This is a genomic window from Vibrio azureus (genome assembly GCF_002849855.1).
Lineage (GTDB): Bacteria > Pseudomonadota > Gammaproteobacteria > Enterobacterales > Vibrionaceae > Vibrio > Vibrio azureus.
Genome location: NZ_CP018616.1, coordinates 620,828 through 640,292, shown reverse-complemented (window position 1 = coordinate 640,292; position 19,465 = coordinate 620,828). Strand labels below are relative to the sequence as shown.

Here is a 19,465-nt window from a genome sequence, read left to right as displayed (position 1 = left end):
TTTACGACGATTTTTTAAAATTCAAACTCTTACTATTTCTGGTAAATGTCGTTCCTACAATATAATCGTCATTATCTAGCGCTCCCTCAATACTCTTGGTCGCAAAAATAATTTGAAACTCAACTTGAGAGTCAGAAAGAAGATCATGAATAGCTTTTTGAAAGTTTTTAGAACGACTATCTTCCATACCACCATTCTCAATACCATCAAGAATCAAAAACCTAGGAATACGTAGGTATGTTTTCTCCAAGGATGTCATCAATAATGCGAGCCTAAATGAGTTATATAAATAAACCATACCACTTTCAGAAAAAGAAGATTTGCCATTAACTGAGATACTATTGGAGGCAAAATCAAAATCTATAGTTTTAGCGGAAGCAAACTCATCCTCTGAACCAATATCTTTCTTAAGAACTGAGATAAGATTCTTAGAAATACATTCTCTAACTTCAGGCTCCCTTAATCTATATATATTTTCTTTTCTAGCTATTTTATCTTTTAGATCGTTGACTGATTCTTGAGTTCTATCTCTTTCGTCAGTAAGTTCTGCTATGGAACTTAATAACTCAGCAATTTTATCTAGATTCTCAATTTTCTCTTCTAGATAACCAATTTTCTGGTAACAACCAAAAATTTTTGACTCATTTTTATTATTTATAGATGTTATGACCGATGAGCTTTCAGAAATACTTTTTCTCAACTGTGTTCTTAAGTCTTTTCTCTTTCCTTCAAGAGTGATTAGTTTTTTATTTTTACGTTCTATTATTCGATTAGACTCTGCAAGTTGCAGGTCTATTTCGCTTGACATGCGCAATAAATTTTCGTTTGCTTCGCCTTTGTCATTAGTTTCTGAACCACATAATCCACAACTATTTTCTTTTGCTGAGTTCAGCTTAGATTGACAACAAGGACATACTTGGAATGAGAAGTTCGATATTGACTTATTAACAACAATCGCATCTTTAATAGCTAGTTTCTTGTCTTTTAGCTCTGAGATAAACTGACCGGAATCTTCAATATCATATTGAAGTGTTCTTATTTCGCTTTCACACTCATAAAGACTTGTTTTCAATTTAATATTGTTAATAGCAATTTTTTCCGAAGTTGACTTCTCGTCCTTATATTCACCAAAAGACTCTAACTTACTATTAATTACTTCCTGATTTAACTCGACGATCTGTCGTAAATAGTCCTGCTTTTCATCTTCAATAGAGCTATACTCTCTCGAAAATGACGTTTTACCAACAACCGAGTGTATAGCTGCAATCTCTGAGACTAACTTAGTGAGCCTCTTATCCTCTTCAATAAGTTCAATTTTATAAGCATAAAGGTCATTATCGTACAAACCTAATAGGTAGTTACCTATAGACTCCCTCTTAAATGCAGAGTCAAATGGCTCAATATTAAAAATATTCCCAGAAGCGTTAGATTGGTCGCCATAAATAAGCCTTAGCACTTGGTGTATGGTAACATTATTGTTATTAGCATCTGCCTTAGCTTCAGGAATATTAAGGAGATCAAACAACTTTTGGGAAAAACTAATACTACCATATTGAGACGAATATGAGTGCTTTTTCCAGTTTTCAATCCCAGTATTTAGAGCATCAGAGATGGGCATAAAACAAAGCCACATTGGCTGTTTTTCTTTACCATTAATATCTCTTTTTATTGTAATGTCAATGCCATTTACCTTAAGCCCTACATATACTGTATCGCATGCACCAGCTTCTTCTTTCCAACTAGTTACTTCATACCCCATCACAAACACTAATAATTGGATAATTGATGTCTTCCCTCCACCATTACATCCGCTAAGAACATTAATTCCAAGATGAAAGTCTTCATCATAAACATAGCTACTATTTTTAATAGCAATAAGCCTTGAAACTCTTAATGATGGATTATATAGCATCATATTTACACCCCATTAAGTTACTTGCTGACTTCAAACCATTATCACCGACTAAGTCCATATCTATAAGATAATCTTTAATAAAAGAAACTGCTTGTGAAGAAATACTATTAACTTCTTCAGAAAGAATACTCTTTATCTCTGGAGAAACTCTATCATAGTTTAGTTCCAGTCTGTTATTTTCTTTTACAAAACTAATAACACCTAGAGTTTCTAAATAACAAATTGCCATATCCTGAACAGGTTTCATAATCTCAAAAAGGTTATTATCACTATAATTTTGATAATTATTAGTAAATGACTTAAACACGTTTCGTTCTTTGACCATATCTCGACCAAGCTTCATTTTTGATATATGAACAGGGTGTGCCAAGATAAAATCAAGAATTCTCAGTCTATCCTTTTCTACCTCTTTGCCATCTAACTCCATCGATAAAGCAGATAGCCTTAAGACTGTATGATTTACGTCTATAGACTTGTTATAAACTAACATTCATCCCACTCCAGATGACAGTTACCAGTCAAATAAAATACCATACCATTAATCTGCCTATGGTATATCTCTAAAACATTTTCCCCTAACTTTTCAGAGATTTCTATTTCAATACACGTTCTCAAGAGAACTTTTACTTCAGGAATTGAAATACTAGGGTGTAGCTTCGGCTTAATCTCTGTATTAAAGATAGACTCAACATCTGCAAGAAGATAAGTGATTATTTTTTGTGCTGAGTTGTAATGCTGATACTTCAAAATGAGTTTGGTAATCAACTCTTTTAACTCTTCTGCATCTTCAATGAACTCTGAAAGGCCTGCATCTGAAAGCTTCTGGGTTAGATCTCTGCGCTTCTTCTTTTTGGTCTTGTAGTGTTGCAACTCATCAATAAACTCAAAGGTCAGTTGTTCACCAGTGACCTCATCTTTATAAGCTTTTGATAAATGGTCAAGTTGAGTAGGCTTAGGGAGGACATTCTTTATCATGTCCCTCCCCGCATAATCACCTTTAATAAAAACGTTTTTTAGTCGATTAAACAGAGTCATTTATCACTTCTTATCACGACCAACAAAGTCGCCACCAATGTCTACATGTTTCAGATTGTTCTTAACGCTTTTGCCAGATTTAATCTTAAATACAACACGAATACCTAAACCTAGAACAGCTAACACAGCAACACCAATCAAACCCATCGTCATAATATCGTTCATTTAAACACCAAAAAAATCATAATGTTATGTTAAGAAATAGAAAGCCATATGATAGCTCATGTAGATACACCACCTTCATATGAGCCTGATTGTACTACAAAGTAAGTAGCTGAAAGAAATGGAATTTGTGACCACAAGCAAGGAAATGTGACTTAACCTAAAGACGTAATATACCCTTTATCAATTAACTAGATCATATATCCAATCAACTCCTAGTAAGGAATATCCTTTAAACCAATCACTTGATTAAGCATTAGTGTCGGTGCTACAGTTCGGTACTAAGAGCTAAACATATGCAACCAAATCACAAGCTAAGTAGCTGTTTTAATTAGGTTTAAAGGATACTCCCGCCAGCTCCACCAACGTTTGGAAAGAGTTGGCCCTTTTTGTATCTAAAAAAAATACATTTCAATTAGTTACATTTATTTTCTGTCTTCTCCTGTCTCATCGCGTCTCATACCTGCTCACGTTTTTAGTACCCAATGAATTACCCTATACTCGTATCCAAGATATTTTTGGGTACTAAATCGAGTATAAAGAAAGAAACTAACAAAACAGACACATAAACGTTTTAAGGACACCCCTGATGAGATGGCGGCTTTAGTTTCAAGGCAGCTAACTTAAATGGTGGTCAGTGGAATTGTATTCGACAGATTGGAGTCAACACGTCAGAATGGACCTTCTTCATGTCCTGAGTAAAACACAATGATTTCATACACTAACGGAAATATCTTACACAACCAAGCTGATGCCATTATTAACCCCGTCAATACTGTCGGAGTGATGGGAAAAGGACTGGCCTTGCAATTTAAAAACGTGTTTCCAGACAATTTTAAAGCCTATAAATCAGCCTGTGATAGTAAAGAGCTCACAACAGGTAAAATGCTAACGGTTGCCACTCAATCAATCAGTGCTCCCTTCTACATCATCAACTTTCCAACCAAAGCTCACTGGAGAGGAAAATCTAAAATTGAATACATCAAAGACGGTTTAGCGGATCTAATAAAAGAAGTAAAACGATTGGAGTTAACCTCGGTCGCCTTACCCGCGCTTGGCAGTGGCTTAGGTGGCTTACCTTGGACAGAAGTCGAGCGAGAAATTCAAGCATCACTGTCTGAGATGCCAGAGGTAGAGTGGCGCATATATCCACCTCAAGTCACTGAATAATCGTACCGCCCATCCCATAAAGAAAATAAAGTTTGAACTGATGGAGTTGAGATTGACTTATCTCATCTCTCTTCGAAAAAAGCAGAAAAACGCGCTGTGGATAGTAACATACTATACTGGTTGCTTAATCAGTTTGAACAATATGGACTAAAGACAATGTCGAACGATACCTGTCACCCTAACCTGACACGCGCTCCTAAAGGACTAGTTTCTCACTTACCTTTTCTCCCGAAGCTGTTAACGAAAGTGATTGTTAATGAACGCATTGCCCCTGCACGACTAGGGAATCCCAAGACGCCAAAGGATTATGGCATGCCCTATCAAGATATCGATATTCATACTCAAGATGGTGTCCGTTTAAGCGGATGGGAAATCATTCGAACCAATTCAAGTAAGCTTGCCATCATCAATCACCCACTCACCTGCACACGTTATGGAGCAGTTAAAGGGCTCGACGGTGTGCCTGTTGAGTTTTTACCTATGGCCAAACATCTCTATGACGCGGGATTTAGTATTTTAATGTACGACCACAGAGGCCAAGGTGACAGCGATGGTGGAATAGGCAAAACTATGATAGGTCATGAAGTACCTGTTGGTGCTGGCGTCACAGAGTGGCAAGATCTACTCGGGTCATTGGAGTACGTTTCAACACATGATTTACTCAAAACGAATGCAATCGCGCTTATTTCCCAATGCATGGGAGCCAATGCAGCCATTACCGCGTGGGACAAATCTCCCGATGCCATTTTTTGGGGAAATGTAAAGTGCCATGTTGCGATTCAACCAACGCTCTCTTACAACATGACCTACCGTTTCATTCATAAGAAATTACATATTGATTTGGTCGATCAAGTCGAAAAAGCTCAATTTAATAAAGTTGGCTTTGGTTACTCCAACGTACTGGAGCATATCAGTCAGGTAAGAGTGCCAATGTTATTCTGCCAAGTAAAAGACGACCAATATACCCTTGATAAAACAACTGGCATCAATGATGTTCAACTTATCTACGAGGCTTGCCCGACTACTAAAACGCTTATTTGGGTAGGTCCAAATGAGGCCAAGCCCTTTGGAAGTGGAAAGCGTTTTGATGGTTATGGGTACTTCAACCATTACCCTGAAGAGTTACTTGATTTTCTTAATCAGCATATAGATTAAATAATACACTAACGGGACAGACGCCTTAACTTTTCTTGCAAAAAGCGCTTCGAACGGTCACGCTTAATGGCTATTTCGTCTTACTGTTACATTGGAAATATTCATGACTCAAGCTAACTCCGTTGTCGTCCTCGACTTTGAAACTACGGGGCTCTCACCGAATATGGGCGATCGTGCCATTGAGATTGGCGCGGTCAAACTGGTTGATGGCAAGGTTGTCGATAGTTTTCAGCAGTTAATGAATCCCGGTTTTAGAGTCAGCTCTTTCATTGAACACTACACTGGCATTAGCAATCACATGTTGCGCACAGCTCCGAGCTGCGAAGAGGTGATGGCTTCATTCAGTGAATTCATTGCTGGCGAAAATCTTATCGCGCACAACGCTTCGTTTGATAAACGATTTTTAGATGCAGAGCTTGAACGAATCCATGGTAATTATTCCGGTGAGTTTGCCTGTTCTCTGCTGGTTGCAAGGCGACTGATTCAAGATGCCCCTTCGCATAAGCTAGGCGAGCTTGTTCGCTACAAAAACATCGACAATGATGGTGTATTTCACCGCGCTCTCGCCGATGCCGAGGTCACAGCAAAACTCTGGCTGTTAATGATCGAACAACTGGAGCAGTCTGGAATCACAACGCCGAGCTTTCAGCTTATGCAAACCATTAGTAAGACGGCCAAAGGAAAAATGGAGCCGCTCCTTGCCAGTAGCCGAGCACGTTCCATGGCTAGAGAGCTTTTGTAAGCCTATCGGGACTAGCAATGTTATCGGAAAGGAATGTTATCGGGACAGACACATTAACTCAGTAACCCTTTTCATGATTACTTTTGTTCTATTTGCGCCTGTCCTGCTTTTGAGTGGCCTTTTATTCTAAAGTGGCGGCTAGCTGCTCACCCATGGTGATCAGCTTATCTAAAATCTTTTCTCCGTCAGCTCGCAGGCCATTATGCTCATATTCATTAGTTATCCAGGCTGCTGAATTCGGGATCGCAGCTAATGTTTGGCGCGTAAGGTCCATTTCGACAAACATATCATCGGCGTACACGGCGCAGCTGATTGGCACTTTGTTGTTACTTAAGGTTTCGGCATCATAAAGCGAAGTCCAATCTTGCTTTTGTGCGATTAATTCAGCAGCGGGTTTTAGAGGAATGAGATTCGCATATTGCTCAAACATCCATGGAAACACCATCTCCCCAGTAAAATAAAAAGGCTGATTCTTTTGATACTGGAACATTGGCAATGTTTCTCGTACACGCTGAGCACTCCAATGAGAAGCTTGCCCCTGACAATAAATTGACTCATGTAAAATGGCATAAATAGGATGAGTTTGAAAACTCTGCTCCATAAGCATTTGGTTGAGAAATTCATAGCGTAATTGAGGTTTGCCGTTTACGTTAATAAGGGCATTTTCAAGAGCGTAATACGTCGGTAAAAAGCTGTCACTCATACCAAAGTTGATGCCCAACTGCTGAAATTGCTCAACGGTGAAGCGCTGCCCGTTTGGCAAATATTCTTCTGTTTCGAGTAAATGATCAGCAATGTTTTGGCAAAGTTGCTGAGCTTGAGGAAATTGCTTAAAAAAAGCCTGATTCTTTTCGATGACTCTTTTGAAGGTGGCCTCATAGACTCGATCCGGATGACCACTGATCGGCGGCACACCACCGGTAATGTAACTGCATAGCAAACTATCGGGAAAAAGTGATAAGTACGTTAACGAACAAAAACCACCAAAACTTTGACCAAGAATTGCCCATTTCTCTACGGAAAAATGCTGACGAATTTGTTCTGCATCGCGCACAATATTATCAGCTCGAAAATGGCTTAAGTATTCCGCTTGCTCTTGAGGTGAGAGGTGCGCGAGTGTTTGATGTGAGATGACAGTACTGTTGCCTGTCCCTCTTTGATCCAACAACAACACTCGGTAATTTTGTAGCGCACGTTTTATCCAGCTGTTGTGGCCATTTTGTCTAGGTGAAGGAAAGCCAGGCCCACCTTGAAAGTACACCAGCCAAGGTCGCTCACACGCCCCTTTTTCTGTTGAGGTTAAAGAGCGTGCAAAAACGTCGATGTGCCCTTTTGCAGGATCTTGGTAATCGAGAGGAAGTTGAAAAATATGAGGTTGGTATTTTATGCCCGCATCAACAAATTCGCAGTAATGATTCATGCTGGTATCTCTCCTTGATAAAGTCACGGTATGGTAACTTTTTCTCCCGAACAAAGGAAATGAGCAAAAGAAATTATCGGGACAGGCATGTTTGTTTCTTAAGCTGGAGGCTCACAGCTAAAAAAACTAACGGGACAGACAGGTTAATTGTTCATGTAAAGGGTGGGTGCATGTGCCTCCAATAACAAAAAACAGCCATTGGAGGCAAATAAGACGATTAAACAGCCGTCACTTTGATGTGGTTTTTAGACCCATTCAAACTCTAAACGACTCAATCGTTCTGCGACAGTTGCAGCCTCTCGTAGCCTCTCTCGCTGAAAAGTCAGGCTGTGATCAACAAGCGGACGCTCTCCCAAAGCGACGAGCAACGGCCTTGCATCATGAGCAAACTGTTTAATTTTACCGATAGACTGAGATACTTCTTGTAACGCCATCGTTGCATGAGCAGAAATCATCTGCTGATGGGCTTGCACGCTCTCATTAGTTCCAAACTTAACACGAGGTGTTACTTTGTCGAAATTCTCTAATGTTTGCTTTGCTTGTGTAAACCATTCCTGTGAGCTATCCAGTAAAGACACAACACTGCTTGCTGCATTAGCTTGCTCTGCTTTCAGGGTATCAACTCGTGATGAAAGTGCCTTTTTCACTTCAGCAAGATGATTAAGTAAAGAGTAAATTTCTGCTCTAATTGGTGTTTTGTCTTTTTCAGTCGATGATAACAGAACAGTAAACATAGTCTCGACCAACTGTTGCTCTCTTTCTAATGAGCGAATATCAGCAAAAGAACTTGGCGCCTCAAGACCTCTCTCAATATTAGCTAAAAATGATTGCGTACTTTTACCTTCGATGCCGTCTTGAAACTTTATGGATAATTCACCAGAGTTAGTGCCATCATTCGCCAAGTTTCGTTTCACGTAATCAACCATGACTTTATTCGTTTTAGTCATCAGATTATCCAGTGAACGAAATTTATCGGAGCTCGAGAGTCCTTGAGATTCCGCTTTATTCAATAGCGTCAAGGTTGTAACTAAGTCATTAAAAGCATAACCTTGCCGAAGGTTATTTGTACTACTGGCAGTCAGATGCTCCCTTAAGTTGTGGTAGGCATCTTGAAGCGCTTTTTCCTTCACTGGAGACTCTCTATTAGATGTAAGTACCGTTTCCTCAGCCAAGGAATCCGTCAAAACTTGTTTGGCAACGTTCTCATCAATAATACCATCTGTCAAAAACTCATGCTGTTTGGCTGAAGTAGCATCCGCTCTAAGCTGCGGGTTCGAATCCAGGACAGTGTCGAAAAATCGAGTGTAGGCAGTTTCGACACCAGCAAAACCCGCTTGATGAGTCACATTCCCTTCTTTATCGACTTGGCGTGGCACCGAAGACATCAAGCTTAGCCCTTGATTAGGCTTACGTTCAGAGCCAAATTCAAACCCTTCAATACCATGTAGCAAAGTAGATGCAACCAAAAACACATCGCTTTTTTCTGATGCAGAAGTACTGAAAGCCTGAAGCTCTGGAGCTTTGAATGAATCGGTAAAACCTTTAACTTCCTCACCAAATCGAGAGTGCAACCCTAAATCGATAACGATGGGTTCTCCTGTTTTCTTATCAAACACAATATTGTCAGGCTTGATATCATTGTGGCTAATACCAGCTTTGCTAAGATGAGCAGTCACATCTAAAAGCCTGAGGGCAATAAACTTTATCGTTCCCCAATATTCTTCACTAGAAATCTTCCCTTTTTTAAGGTTGTTTGCCAAGATCCTGAATGTCTCAGAACCTCTTCGTCCATCCACCTCATCCATCAACAGGGCTTCTTCTTTTCTACTACCGTAAGGCACAATAGCCATACCATGAACATTACCAAGATTAGGGTGTTTTCCAACAGTTTCATAAATATGCTGGTAGGCTTCAAGTTCTTGTAGCAAGTGCCCTTCGGCAACAGAACGTTCAATTTTGGCAACCAGTCTTTGGCCATCTTGGGTTTGCATGATGCTGATATGACTTTCACCTTCAGCAAATTTATCGGTTTCCACCGCTTTCATCCCTTCTAAATTTGGCGCACCAAGAGGAGGTTCACCCTTCCAACCTAATGGCAAGGATGTCTCTGGTTTCGCACCAAAAATATTAGACAAAGGCACTGTCTTATTTTGCGAAGCTTGCTGTGGGATCTGCTGTTTAGCAGTTTTTAATGTTGCTGTTAAAGCCAGAGCAATAGAACGTCGAGGTGACTGTCTATTAAAAATTTTCGCAATACCTTCACGAAAACGAGCGGCTCCTTGACTCGGATTCTCACGAAGTACTTCATTATCAGTAACTCGATATTTTTTACCATTGACCGTGAGCTCTCCTATCGACTTATTCGCATTTTTCCTCAGATGCTCATGGGCCTGAACTTCGGTCATTCCTCTAGATTGTGCTGCTGATATCTTCATATATTTCTTACACCCAACGCTGAGAATGAATAGAGCTTTCCTGACTTTGTTTAACGTCTGAATCTGATAGTTGCGAGAGCCACTCTATAATTAAGCCAATTTGCTCGCAGACTTTCTGTGCATCAGTATTGCTCTAGCAGAGAGATTTATAGGCAATCAGCCCGACATCATCATTCCAAGCGAGCTCTGGACCGTTCCCCTGTAGAGACTCGCCACTATGGCTAAAGAAGATCTTGCTAGCAATACTTTTATCTTCAGCTCCTGCCGTTGCGGTTACTTGAGAGAGTAACTGCAGGCTATTATTAGCTTCATCCTTTCTCAATATAAGAAGAGTTTCTTCATTAATTAAAAGCTCGCATATGCCTGAATCATCCGTTTGTAATGACTCTAAACCGAGATGTCGAGCAACATTTGACAGTAACTCATTAAAGGTTGTCGTTGTCATTTTAGTCACTTACAGAGTTAAATTTAAAATGGATAGATTATCTATCAACCTACAAGAGCAAACTATTGATGAAAGTCGTCAAACTTTCTGTTTTAGACATAATTATTAAAAATGAAAGAAAACTAGAAGAACGATCCTATTAGGACAGACATATCAATCTAGCAGGAAGCCAGAAGAAATTAATGGCAAGAAATCAGTGGGGAAATTATCGGGACAGGCATGTTTGTTTCTTAAGCTGGAAGCCCACAGCTAACGCAAAAAATAACGGGACAGACAGGTTAAATTATAAGTACAAATCAAATGAGGCACTCAAACAGTGCCCCATGTTCCAATCGAGTTGTTCAGAACCCTATTGTCTTGGATTCCTACCAGAACAAATTTCAGCTTCAAAATCACTGCGGTAAGGGTTGATATCAAGACCACCACGTCTGGTGTATCTTGCAAAAACGGTCAACTTTTCAGGCGCGCAACAACGCTTGATGTCTGAGTAGATACGCTCGACACATTGCTCGTGAAACTCATTATGTTCTCGGAATGAAATCAGGTATTTTAAGAGACGCTCCTGATCTATTTTCGCTCCAGTATAACGAATGTATACGCTGCCCCAGTCAGGCTGATTTGTCACGAGGCAGTTAGATTTCAAAAGGTGTGAGCACAGTGACTCAGTTACCTGTTCATCCGTTGTGCTACCTAATAAAGCATCTTCGTCATAGCTAAAATCATCGACTGTGATGTCTAAGTGATCAATACAATCGAAGTCACGGCTAACGGTTAACTCTTGTGGAGTCGCTACGTCTGAGAAAGAGACGCTGACCTCCGCACCTGCTGCTTGACTCAGATCGTGTACCATTTTCTCCATCACAACATCTGCAGATTCAAGTCGAGTTTGGTTAAAACTGTTTAAATACAATTTAAAAGATTTTGACTCAATGAGATTGGCTGAAGTGTGAGGAAAAATAAACTCAGCAATGGCCACCACAGGCTTGCCTTTCATGTTTAACCAAGAGACTTCAAAAGCAGTCCATAAATCAAACCCCGCATGCGATGCCATCTGTATTTCTTTGATCTCATCCCTTCCTCTTTGTCTTGGAATAGGATCTAATAATTCAGGGGCATAATGTGATACATACTCAGTTTTTTTTCCAAGGTTCTTATTATAAGTTGTCATTGTCCTTTGATTCCTTTGGTTTTACTACATGAGAGAATAGTTTTCTTGCAAAATATATGGGTACGACACTTACCAATGCATATATAATTTTTATAGACACTTGGCTTACAAACATAATGATTAAAACATCATTAGGTAATACTTTGTAGAATGCGAGTATAATGAATATTGCGCTATCCATTACCGATGCAATACTTGTACTGGCCACAATCCTAACAGCAAGCCAACGAGATTGTGTTGCGACTTTAAGTTTATTGAGTATATACGCATTTATATTTTCTGAAATAAAGTATGAGCTTAATGAGGCCAAAAATACTGACGTCATACTTTGAACAAGAACGGTATATTTCTCATCCATAGCCCCCCACTCTTCTATACTAGGAACCTGTGTAGATGTATAGAGAAGTAATAATATCCCTGAGTTTACTATTGTTGAGCAGATAATCGCTTTTCTAGCAAGCTTTAATCCAAAAAATTCATTCAATATATCAACAAAGACAAAAGAAATAGGATAAAGAAAAATAGCGGCAGGAACAATCAAACCCGTATTAAATATTTCCACAGGCTTAATGCCCATAATATTTGAAAGAGTAAAAATAGAACACAGGCATAACACTAAGAAGGAATAGGCTAACCAATATCCTTCATATTTATCTTTAAGTTCATAGGCACCATCGAAGCCAGATTTAGAGTACACCTTTTTGCAGACTTCAACCAACTCTTGACGGTTTAGATCATCAGCAACCTCACTGGTCAGCAACTCTTTTGCTGGCATGGAAATCATTTTTCCCGTGCCTTTAATCATGATACTTGCCCTAACATCTGAGGCAGTATTGAAGCCAATTAACTTATATTTATTATTAAACATTAAAGCGTTCCTCAAGAATCACTCCAAAGAGAATGTCATCTTTTAACAGGGGGGAGTTTGGCGGTATAGATATTAATGTACCTTGCCGAAGAATCAGTTTATCTAAGCTGTCTTCTGGCCGGTTCGAGCGATCAATGATCAATAAATTTCCTTCGGTAAAGAACTTAGAAAGATTCTGACCTACTCTAACTGCAGCGATATTACTGCCATCAGAGAAATAATAGGTAAGCGAGCAATCGGTCACCATATCACTAATGTAACGTTCGTTCTTATGTATAAAATCCTTTTCATTTAAGATGGGTACAGCAATAGGGTTTTTATTGCCATACATTGATGTGACGGGCTCCTGATTAAGATATTCCTCCAGAGATTCATTTTGAATGATATGGCACGTCGCCCCAAAAAAATTTGCAATACGTTCCACTGTGGAAGTTTGAACTCTAGCGACTTTCCCATCCAATATTTTATAGATCGTAGTTCGTGTAACGCCAGTTTTTCTACTTAGCGATGCTTTTGTTTCCTTGTTTTTCGCTAAGCCATAAAGAATGTTATCTCTTAATATATCAAGCTGCTCAACATTGCTTTTCATCGTCCTGCCTTTAAGTAATAGGATGAGCTCTACACCATAATGAAAGTATATTAATGTCGGCATTATACATAAAATAAACCACCACACAAACAGTTGCACAGTGTGTACACTAATATGTATCTTTTTATATAGTTATATAGCAATAAACACTAAAACCTTGGAATCAAGGTAAAAATAAATACTTTTATCTTCACTAAAAATTTAAAATCGCTCATTCTAAATAATCATGATAAATTATCTTTATGTTTATAGTTAATTATTAACTCACACATTAATAGGGCCATAAAATTGATATATGAGAATAAAGAAAAGCCTAAGAGAAACAGAGCCGGAATGTTTTTTCGATTCTTTTTGGGATGTTTAGTCAGCGTTTCTTTACTCGTGTCTGCACTTTATCTTGATGCAAAAGAACCACAACCTTTTATCGCTGAAGTTGGGGTTATATATGGCAATAAGGTAGAGCTCAATGGTAAGCCATCAGCACGGCTCGTCTCACGCTTAGATGCTGCACTTACTTTGTATCATGATCAAAAAGTGAAGCGCTTGTTTGTTAGTGGTGGGATCGGCAAAGAAGGTTTTGATGAAGCACTTGTGATGAAAAACTATTTACTCTCTCATGATGTCAAACCTGAGCATATTATGACCGATAACCAGGGGAATAATACCCATTTAACAAGCCAAAATTTACTCGAACAATTTGATATTACAACACCAGTGGTCGCAATATCACAGCGCTACCATATCTCTAGAGCTAAACTCTCTTTGAAACAGTCTGGCTTTTTAACGGTTTATGGCTACTCAGCAGATTATTGGGAGCCTAGGGATATTTACTCTTATCTACGAGAAATACCAGCATGGCTAAAGTATAAAATTTATCATTTGTAACTAAAGGCATGATGGCATATACCGAAATGATCGCAAGATACTTGGGTAGACTCCATCAATCGGATTTAACCTACTGATGGAGTAAATGAAAAGCAATGAAGAAGAGTTTTTAATTTAAAAATTGCGGTAATTGCTCTGCGGTTAAGGCACTTGCTTCATTAAAACCATCATATGCATATTCTTCTTTGATATTATCAATGTTCCAGCCAATCAAGTTCTGAGAGAACTGAGTTGCCCCTCCGAACATTGAACGCATAGTACTGACGTTTGATGTGTTCCATTGACTGATATTTTTATTGAAGGCTTTCGCAGCGCTGAACATGTAACTCATATCTTTAACTTTTGATGTGTCCCAACTGGAAATATCTCCATCAAAACTGGTAGCGTAAACAAACATTGACGTCATATTCGTCACATTTGAGGTATCCCACTGCTCCATGTCACTACTAAATAATTCTGCATAATAAAACATATAGCTCAAATCAATCACACTGCTCGTATCCCAGTTGCTGATATCTTGATTGAAACTTCGAGCAAATTGAAACATATTATCCATTCTTTGAACCTTCGCCGTATCCCAGTTTCCAATATCTTGATTAAATGCTATCGCGCTCCCAAACATATAGCCCATATCCGTCACATTTGAGGTATCCCACTGGCTGATATCTTGGTTAAATTGAGTCGCTTCAGAAAACATCGCTCTCATATCTTTAACATTTGATGTATCCCAACTGGCTATATCAGAATTAAATTGAGATCTTTCAAACATCCCACTCATATTTTCTGCACGTGAAGTGTCCCAACTGGATAGATCCTGGCTAAATGAAGAGCCCGCAAACATATGCTGGAAGTTTTGTACATTCGCCGTATTCCACTGATTAATGTCTTGATTAAATGCCCTGGCATACCAAAACATAAAGCTCATATTGACAACGTTTGATGTATCCCAGTGACGAATATCTTGATTGAAGTCATCAGCGTATAAGAACATAGACATCATATTCGTCACATTGGATGTATCCCAATCGGTGATATCTGCATTCATGTTTTTCTCTTTCGCGAAAATAAAACTCATATCTGTTACATGAGTGGTACAAAGGCGAATGTCACCATTTTTAAATTGCTCTTGTATGGTTTCATCCCGAATGAGCACATTATCCACAACCAAATAAGTTTCTGAGCCTTTAGTTACATTTGAACCAATCGGCGCATCGAAGCATTCCACCGAAACTCCTGAAGCCATAGATACATTTGCATAAGTAGCCAAAAGACTTGTCGTAATCCATTTACAATTTCTCATTCCATTACCAATGTTATATTGCTGATTTTTAAATAGTATAAGCGGCTAACATTGACTGAATTTAAACTTAGATTCGTTTTTTGTACTGAAAGAAGGGGAGAGCGGGATACGAGGATTAGGATAGCGGTGAGGATAGCGGGACAGGCAAGGATAAAAGAGGATAATGGGACAGGCATGGTTAGCATAAGGATAGCGGGACAGGCATGGAGGATAATGGGACAGACACGGTTAGAATGAAAAACCAACATAGATTACAATAAAAAGTGTGTCTCACTTCTCAAAATAATTATAATCACAGAGTAATCATTACCTCCTTAGACTACTGTTTATTTATCCATGCCCAATACAGATAAACCATGACAGTTGCTCGTTCAACACTGATTAATATTGAAGCCACCCCTTATTATCACTGCATTTCTCGTTGCGTTCGCCGCTCTTTTTTGTGTGGCTATGATCAGCAGACGAATACCTGTTTTGAACACCGACGTGGCTGGATCGAAAAGCGCTTACTTCAATTAGCTCAGGTCTTTTGTATTGATGTTTGTGCTTATGCCATCATGAGTAATCACTATCATGTGGTCTTACACGTTAATTCCACTCACGCCGACACACTCTCTTTACATCAAGTCGCATCTCGGTGGTTAAGTTTGCATCGCGCACCCGAACTAATCCGTCGGTTTCTCTCCGGTGATACCTTGTCTGAGCCTGAGTTGGCTTGCTGTAAAGAAATGATTGAGCAATGGCGAACACGGCTGACCAGCATCAGTTGGTTTATGAAGTTACTCAATCAGTATATTGCCTCTAAAGCGAATCAAGAAGACGAGTGTAAAGGCCACTTTTGGGAAGGAAGATTTAAAAGCCAAGCATTACTGGATGAAAAAGCGCTCGCTGCGGCGATGGCCTACGTCGATTTAAACCCTGTTCGTGCAAATTTAGCAAACACACCAGAGGAATCTGAGTTTACCTCGATTAAAGCCAGAATCGAGGCGCTTCACGATGGACAACCTTCATCTTTACTCTTTCCATTTACCGGAAAATCTAAACAAGACCCACCTCAAGGACTTCCATTTCAACTCTTGGATTATCTGGAATTAGTCGATTGGACAGCAAGACAAATAAGAAGTGATAAACAAGGCTATCAAGACGCTCGTCTCCCCTCGATTCTACAAAGATTAGGGTTAGACCATTCTCATTGGCTCACAGCATGTCGTCATATGGAAAAAGGGGGCTTGGTCGGTACAGAGGGCTCAATTAGTAACGCACTCCATTACTTTAATCGGCAAAGAATGACGGGAGTGAGCTTGATATGTCCCAGCCGGATCTAAAAGTACTACTGACCGGCCTTTAAGCTTGGCTTTTTACACGAAATAACTCTTTACTTCTGATCACTACAGAGCCATAATATCGCTGCTCTGTTGTCCAGAGTTATTAAATGAAACGTCAAGTTGTTAAAGTAAAGCCCTCAGAATTCCCTAGTTGTTATCCTTAGTGTTTCCCTCAGCTTCATAGATACATTAAATAATTCAAACTTCCAGCGCATCGAATTTATACAATCAACTTTTATATAAGGGACACAACATGTCTAACAAAGCAACTGGTACTGTAAAATGGTTCAACGAAACTAAAGGTTTTGGTTTCCTAACTCAAGACAACGGCGGCGCTGACGTATTCGTTCACTTCCGTGCAATTGCTTCTGAAGGTTTCAAGACTCTAGCTGAAGGTCAAAAAGTATCTTTTGAAGTAGAGCAAGGCCAAAAAGGTCTTCAAGCTGCAAACGTAGTTACTCTATAAGAGTAAAATTGACGCAGACGGCCAGTCCGACTGCGTCAACTCTCCTCAAAACCTTTTCTTACCCATCCCGAAAAGAAACCTCCCTAATCCATGCAGCAAGTTTTATCAGGACAGACATCTTAGCTACTCTGCTGATAGCCCCTGTTCGTTGCTTTTTCTGAAGAGTCGCGTATTAGAACACCCTTATCTTGCCTGTCCCGATATTCTTTCTCGGTATTCTCCTCAATATTCTATAGCCCATAACCTCTAAAACGGGTGATTTCTATCTAGCTCAGTATTTGTAAGAATTTGCTCCGCAACATATCGATGTACTGCCGTGGTTGGGTGCAACATATCCCAAAAAACATACTTATCTGATCCTGAATAGATACATTCATCGCGTAAATCGTGTTGATAAAGGTAATGAGAGAAAGATGCTTCATAGTAATATTGACAAGATTCTGCCGCATCGACAAAACCATGTTGCTCAGGCCTAGTCACAAGACTTTCAAATAAAGCAAAAGAGTCATAAACCGTTACACTCACTCCTTGCTCTCTATAGTAGTCGGCCTGAAGTTGAATAAAAGCATTCATCTCTAAGATGTTAGCTCGAACTTCTTCTATTTGTTCTTGGCTTGCATTATGAAACTTCGGTGCTAATGTCACATCAGGTAAAGTCAATAATAAAAAGTTCTCAGCGCCTGCATCAGTAAGCTTAATCATCGCTTCTGCAAAATCTGACTTCACATCCGACGCACTTCGCTCATATTTCATGAAATCGTTCACGCCGAACAGTAGAGTAAATAAAGTGCTCTTCGCTTGGTAATTCTCCGCTTTTTTCATGTAAGCGAGATAGGATGCGACCTGCTCAACAATACCAGTTAAGAATACGTAGGCATTCTCACCTCCTGCACCTCCAACAGCCCAATTATAAACTGGCAAGTCTTTTGCTTTTGCCAAATACTCAGTCCAAACTAACCCATTCGAAAAACGCCCTAAATACCAACTATTTTGATTAGGGAAAGCCTTATTAGAAGCATGGAAAACATTCCCCGTATCAGACAAGCTATCACCAAAAGAGATGATTTTATTGATTTTATCTGAGGCTAAAATAGAATCATTTGTCCAAATGGTGTAGTTGTATGACCAATATGGCTTAGAGGCAAAAAATGAGATATTGGCATTCTCATTGGCTAAATCTAGGGTATCTTCACAGCGTTGGGCAATAAGCGCTTGTGACGTTTCGGTATAAAACATGTTTTTCAATGCAATATTACTGCGCCAATAACCTTCAATTGTGAAATAGCTACCATCAGGATTCATTGCCCACTCCCAATCAGTAGAGACGTATTCAGTCGAATGATCCAAGCGATACCAACAACGAACATTTAGTGTCTTTTGCCTTTGTATATGATGTTCAGTTGGAGAAAATGAATCCATGTACATATCTGGATCGGCAAACTCTACTACAGGGTGTTCATTCGCATAAATACTACCGAAAGGGATCGATAAGAGACCAAGTAAAGCAACTGTATTTTTCATGTATTCCTCTCACACCAATACAAAAAGTGAAACAAATTAGAAACAATAATCATACATAAAATAAACATATGCAAATAAACACATAAAATAACAAAAACTCTCACTGACCATTTGTTCTGTTTTTCGTAACTATATTTTCTTTTTATCTTGTTTTTAAGCTTAATAAATTCACCTAAACTACTTCCATCAAATCAGAAGAATGAATAGGATTATCATGAAACTTAATAAAATTACTGCCCTTTCACTTATTGCAACACTAGGTTTAAGCACATTATCGTCATCAGTAATAGCTAATGAAGAAGCAAAGCCACAGCCAATTCTTCCTGCTGCTGTTACAGAAATGTACAAAGCACCAGCTGGTATAGTGATTACTGAAGAACAAAAGCAAAACGTTCTTACAGCAGTAACAAAAGCGAGTAAAGGTTGGAGAGATGCGTTTAACAGTGGTGACGCCAAAAAAGCAGCAAGCTTCTACGAACAAGATGCCGTAACGACATCTATTCCATTTGGTATTTACATTGGCCAAACTGCTGCAGAAGGGCTTTGGGACTACATCATTTCTAACGGCTATAAAGATGTTAAATACTTTGATACAAAGATTGAAGTGATCAGCTCAAATGCTGCCGTTCTATCTGGCTCTTGGGAAATGAACAAAGCATATGGCATCATGACTAAAGAAATATGGGTAGTTGGTCAAGATGGCACAGCAAAATTACGTGTCGATGATTTTGAAGTTGTTGGCGCAAAATAAACGCCAATAGTTTTAACAATGATGATTAATGTTAAGCCTTCCTATTTGGAAGGCTTTTTTATATCTCCAAGCTTAATCATAAACCTTCATTTCTTTATTACCTCTCTCCAGCT

19 protein-coding genes are annotated in these 19,465 nt (G+C 39.2%); 7 read left to right on the top strand and 12 right to left on the bottom strand.

All coding sequences use genetic code 11. The features are described from left to right. Position 1: 1 nt before the first annotated feature. The 4 genes from BS333_RS03040 to BS333_RS21995 all read right to left on the bottom strand — a co-directional run bounded on the left by BS333_RS03040 (position 2) and on the right by BS333_RS21995 (position 3,115). Positions 2-1,915, bottom strand: coding sequence for a coiled-coil domain-containing protein (locus BS333_RS03040; RefSeq protein WP_021709235.1), 1,914 nt, complete (start codon positions 1,913-1,915; stop codon positions 2-4). Further along, entirely contained in the window at positions 1,902-2,405 is a 504-nt protein-coding gene (locus BS333_RS03035) for an ABC-three component system middle component 5 (protein WP_021709236.1), read from the bottom strand. The genes BS333_RS03040 and BS333_RS03035 overlap by 14 nt, the downstream gene beginning before the upstream one ends. Beyond that, a complete protein-coding gene (locus BS333_RS03030; protein WP_217995526.1) occupies positions 2,399-2,890 on the bottom strand; it encodes an ABC-three component system protein in 492 nt (163 codons plus the stop codon). The genes BS333_RS03035 and BS333_RS03030 overlap by 7 nt, the downstream gene beginning before the upstream one ends. 63 nt (positions 2,891-2,953) lie before the next feature. Beyond that, entirely contained in the window at positions 2,954-3,115 is a 162-nt protein-coding gene (locus BS333_RS21995; protein ID WP_021709238.1) for a hypothetical protein, read from the bottom strand. Positions 3,116-3,820: 705 nt separating this feature from the next. Between BS333_RS21995 and BS333_RS03025 the strand changes: the two genes are divergently transcribed. The 3 genes from BS333_RS03025 (at position 3,821) to BS333_RS03015 (ending at position 6,179) form a co-directional block, all read left to right on the top strand. After that, entirely contained in the window at positions 3,821-4,282 is a 462-nt protein-coding gene (locus BS333_RS03025; protein ID WP_021709239.1) for a macro domain-containing protein, read from the top strand. A 156-nt stretch (positions 4,283-4,438) separates the two neighbouring features. After that, positions 4,439-5,437, top strand: a complete 999-nt coding sequence (locus BS333_RS03020) for an alpha/beta hydrolase (protein WP_021709240.1) — start codon at positions 4,439-4,441, stop codon at positions 5,435-5,437. Positions 5,438-5,540: 103 nt separating this feature from the next. Beyond that, the gene (locus BS333_RS03015) at positions 5,541-6,179 is read left to right on the top strand and encodes a 3'-5' exonuclease (RefSeq protein WP_021709241.1); all 639 of its coding nucleotides are present in this window, start codon (positions 5,541-5,543) and stop codon (positions 6,177-6,179) included. A 121-nt stretch (positions 6,180-6,300) separates the two neighbouring features. On the opposite strand, the gene BS333_RS03010 is transcribed toward BS333_RS03015, so the two are convergent. The 6 genes from BS333_RS03010 to BS333_RS02985 all read right to left on the bottom strand — a co-directional run bounded on the left by BS333_RS03010 (position 6,301) and on the right by BS333_RS02985 (position 13,104). Further along, on the bottom strand, positions 6,301-7,599 hold the full coding sequence (locus BS333_RS03010; RefSeq protein ID WP_021709242.1) for an alpha/beta fold hydrolase: 1,299 nt from the start codon (positions 7,597-7,599) through the stop codon (positions 6,301-6,303). 245 nt (positions 7,600-7,844) lie between these two features. After that, positions 7,845-10,034: a protein kinase domain-containing protein gene (locus BS333_RS03005; RefSeq protein WP_021709243.1), complete on the bottom strand. Its 2,190-nt coding sequence runs from the start codon at positions 10,032-10,034 to the stop codon at positions 7,845-7,847. Between the two features lie 133 nt (positions 10,035-10,167). After that, positions 10,168-10,479 carry a CesT family type III secretion system chaperone gene (locus tag BS333_RS03000; RefSeq protein WP_033003576.1) on the bottom strand — a complete coding sequence of 104 codons (312 nt, stop codon included), beginning with the start codon at positions 10,477-10,479 and terminating at the stop codon, positions 10,168-10,170. Positions 10,480-10,828: 349 nt separating this feature from the next. Beyond that, positions 10,829-11,647 (bottom strand): NADPH-dependent 7-cyano-7-deazaguanine reductase QueF, encoded by an 819-nt coding sequence (gene queF, locus BS333_RS02995; protein WP_021709245.1) that lies wholly within the window; start codon positions 11,645-11,647, stop codon positions 10,829-10,831. Next, a complete protein-coding gene (locus BS333_RS02990; protein ID WP_021709246.1) occupies positions 11,634-12,515 on the bottom strand; it encodes a queuosine precursor transporter in 882 nt (293 codons plus the stop codon). The genes queF and BS333_RS02990 overlap by 14 nt, the downstream gene beginning before the upstream one ends. Continuing rightward, positions 12,508-13,104 (bottom strand): helix-turn-helix domain-containing protein, encoded by a 597-nt coding sequence (locus BS333_RS02985; protein ID WP_021709247.1) that lies wholly within the window; start codon positions 13,102-13,104, stop codon positions 12,508-12,510. The genes BS333_RS02990 and BS333_RS02985 overlap by 8 nt, the downstream gene beginning before the upstream one ends. Positions 13,105-13,437: 333 nt before the next feature. On the opposite strand from BS333_RS02985, the gene BS333_RS02980 reads away from it, so the two are divergent. Further along, complete coding sequence (locus BS333_RS02980; protein ID WP_021709248.1) at positions 13,438-13,989, top strand: YdcF family protein; 552 nt, start codon at positions 13,438-13,440, stop codon at positions 13,987-13,989. Between the two features lie 109 nt (positions 13,990-14,098). Here the strand turns inward: BS333_RS02980 and BS333_RS02975 are convergent, their stop codons facing one another. Continuing rightward, positions 14,099-15,289 carry a BspA family leucine-rich repeat surface protein gene (locus BS333_RS02975; protein ID WP_033003578.1) on the bottom strand — a complete coding sequence of 397 codons (1,191 nt, stop codon included), beginning with the start codon at positions 15,287-15,289 and terminating at the stop codon, positions 14,099-14,101. A 356-nt stretch (positions 15,290-15,645) separates the two neighbouring features. Here BS333_RS02975 and BS333_RS02965 point away from each other — a divergent pair, with 356 nt between their 5' ends. Further along, positions 15,646-16,614, top strand: a complete 969-nt coding sequence (locus BS333_RS02965; RefSeq protein WP_021709250.1) for a transposase — start codon at positions 15,646-15,648, stop codon at positions 16,612-16,614. A gap of 253 nt (positions 16,615-16,867) precedes the next feature. Beyond that, on the top strand, positions 16,868-17,080 hold the full coding sequence (gene cspE / locus BS333_RS02960; RefSeq protein ID WP_021709251.1) for a transcription antiterminator/RNA stability regulator CspE: 213 nt from the start codon (positions 16,868-16,870) through the stop codon (positions 17,078-17,080). Positions 17,081-17,326: 246 nt separating this feature from the next. Here cspE and BS333_RS02955 read toward each other — a convergent pair whose 3' ends face one another. Continuing rightward, positions 17,327-18,601, bottom strand: a complete 1,275-nt coding sequence (locus BS333_RS02955; RefSeq protein WP_021709252.1) for an SGNH/GDSL hydrolase family protein — start codon at positions 18,599-18,601, stop codon at positions 17,327-17,329. Between the two features lie 214 nt (positions 18,602-18,815). On the opposite strand from BS333_RS02955, the gene BS333_RS02950 reads away from it, so the two are divergent. Next, positions 18,816-19,352, top strand: a complete 537-nt coding sequence (locus BS333_RS02950; protein ID WP_021709253.1) for a Cif family virulence factor — start codon at positions 18,816-18,818, stop codon at positions 19,350-19,352. Positions 19,353-19,465: the final 113 nt, after the last annotated feature.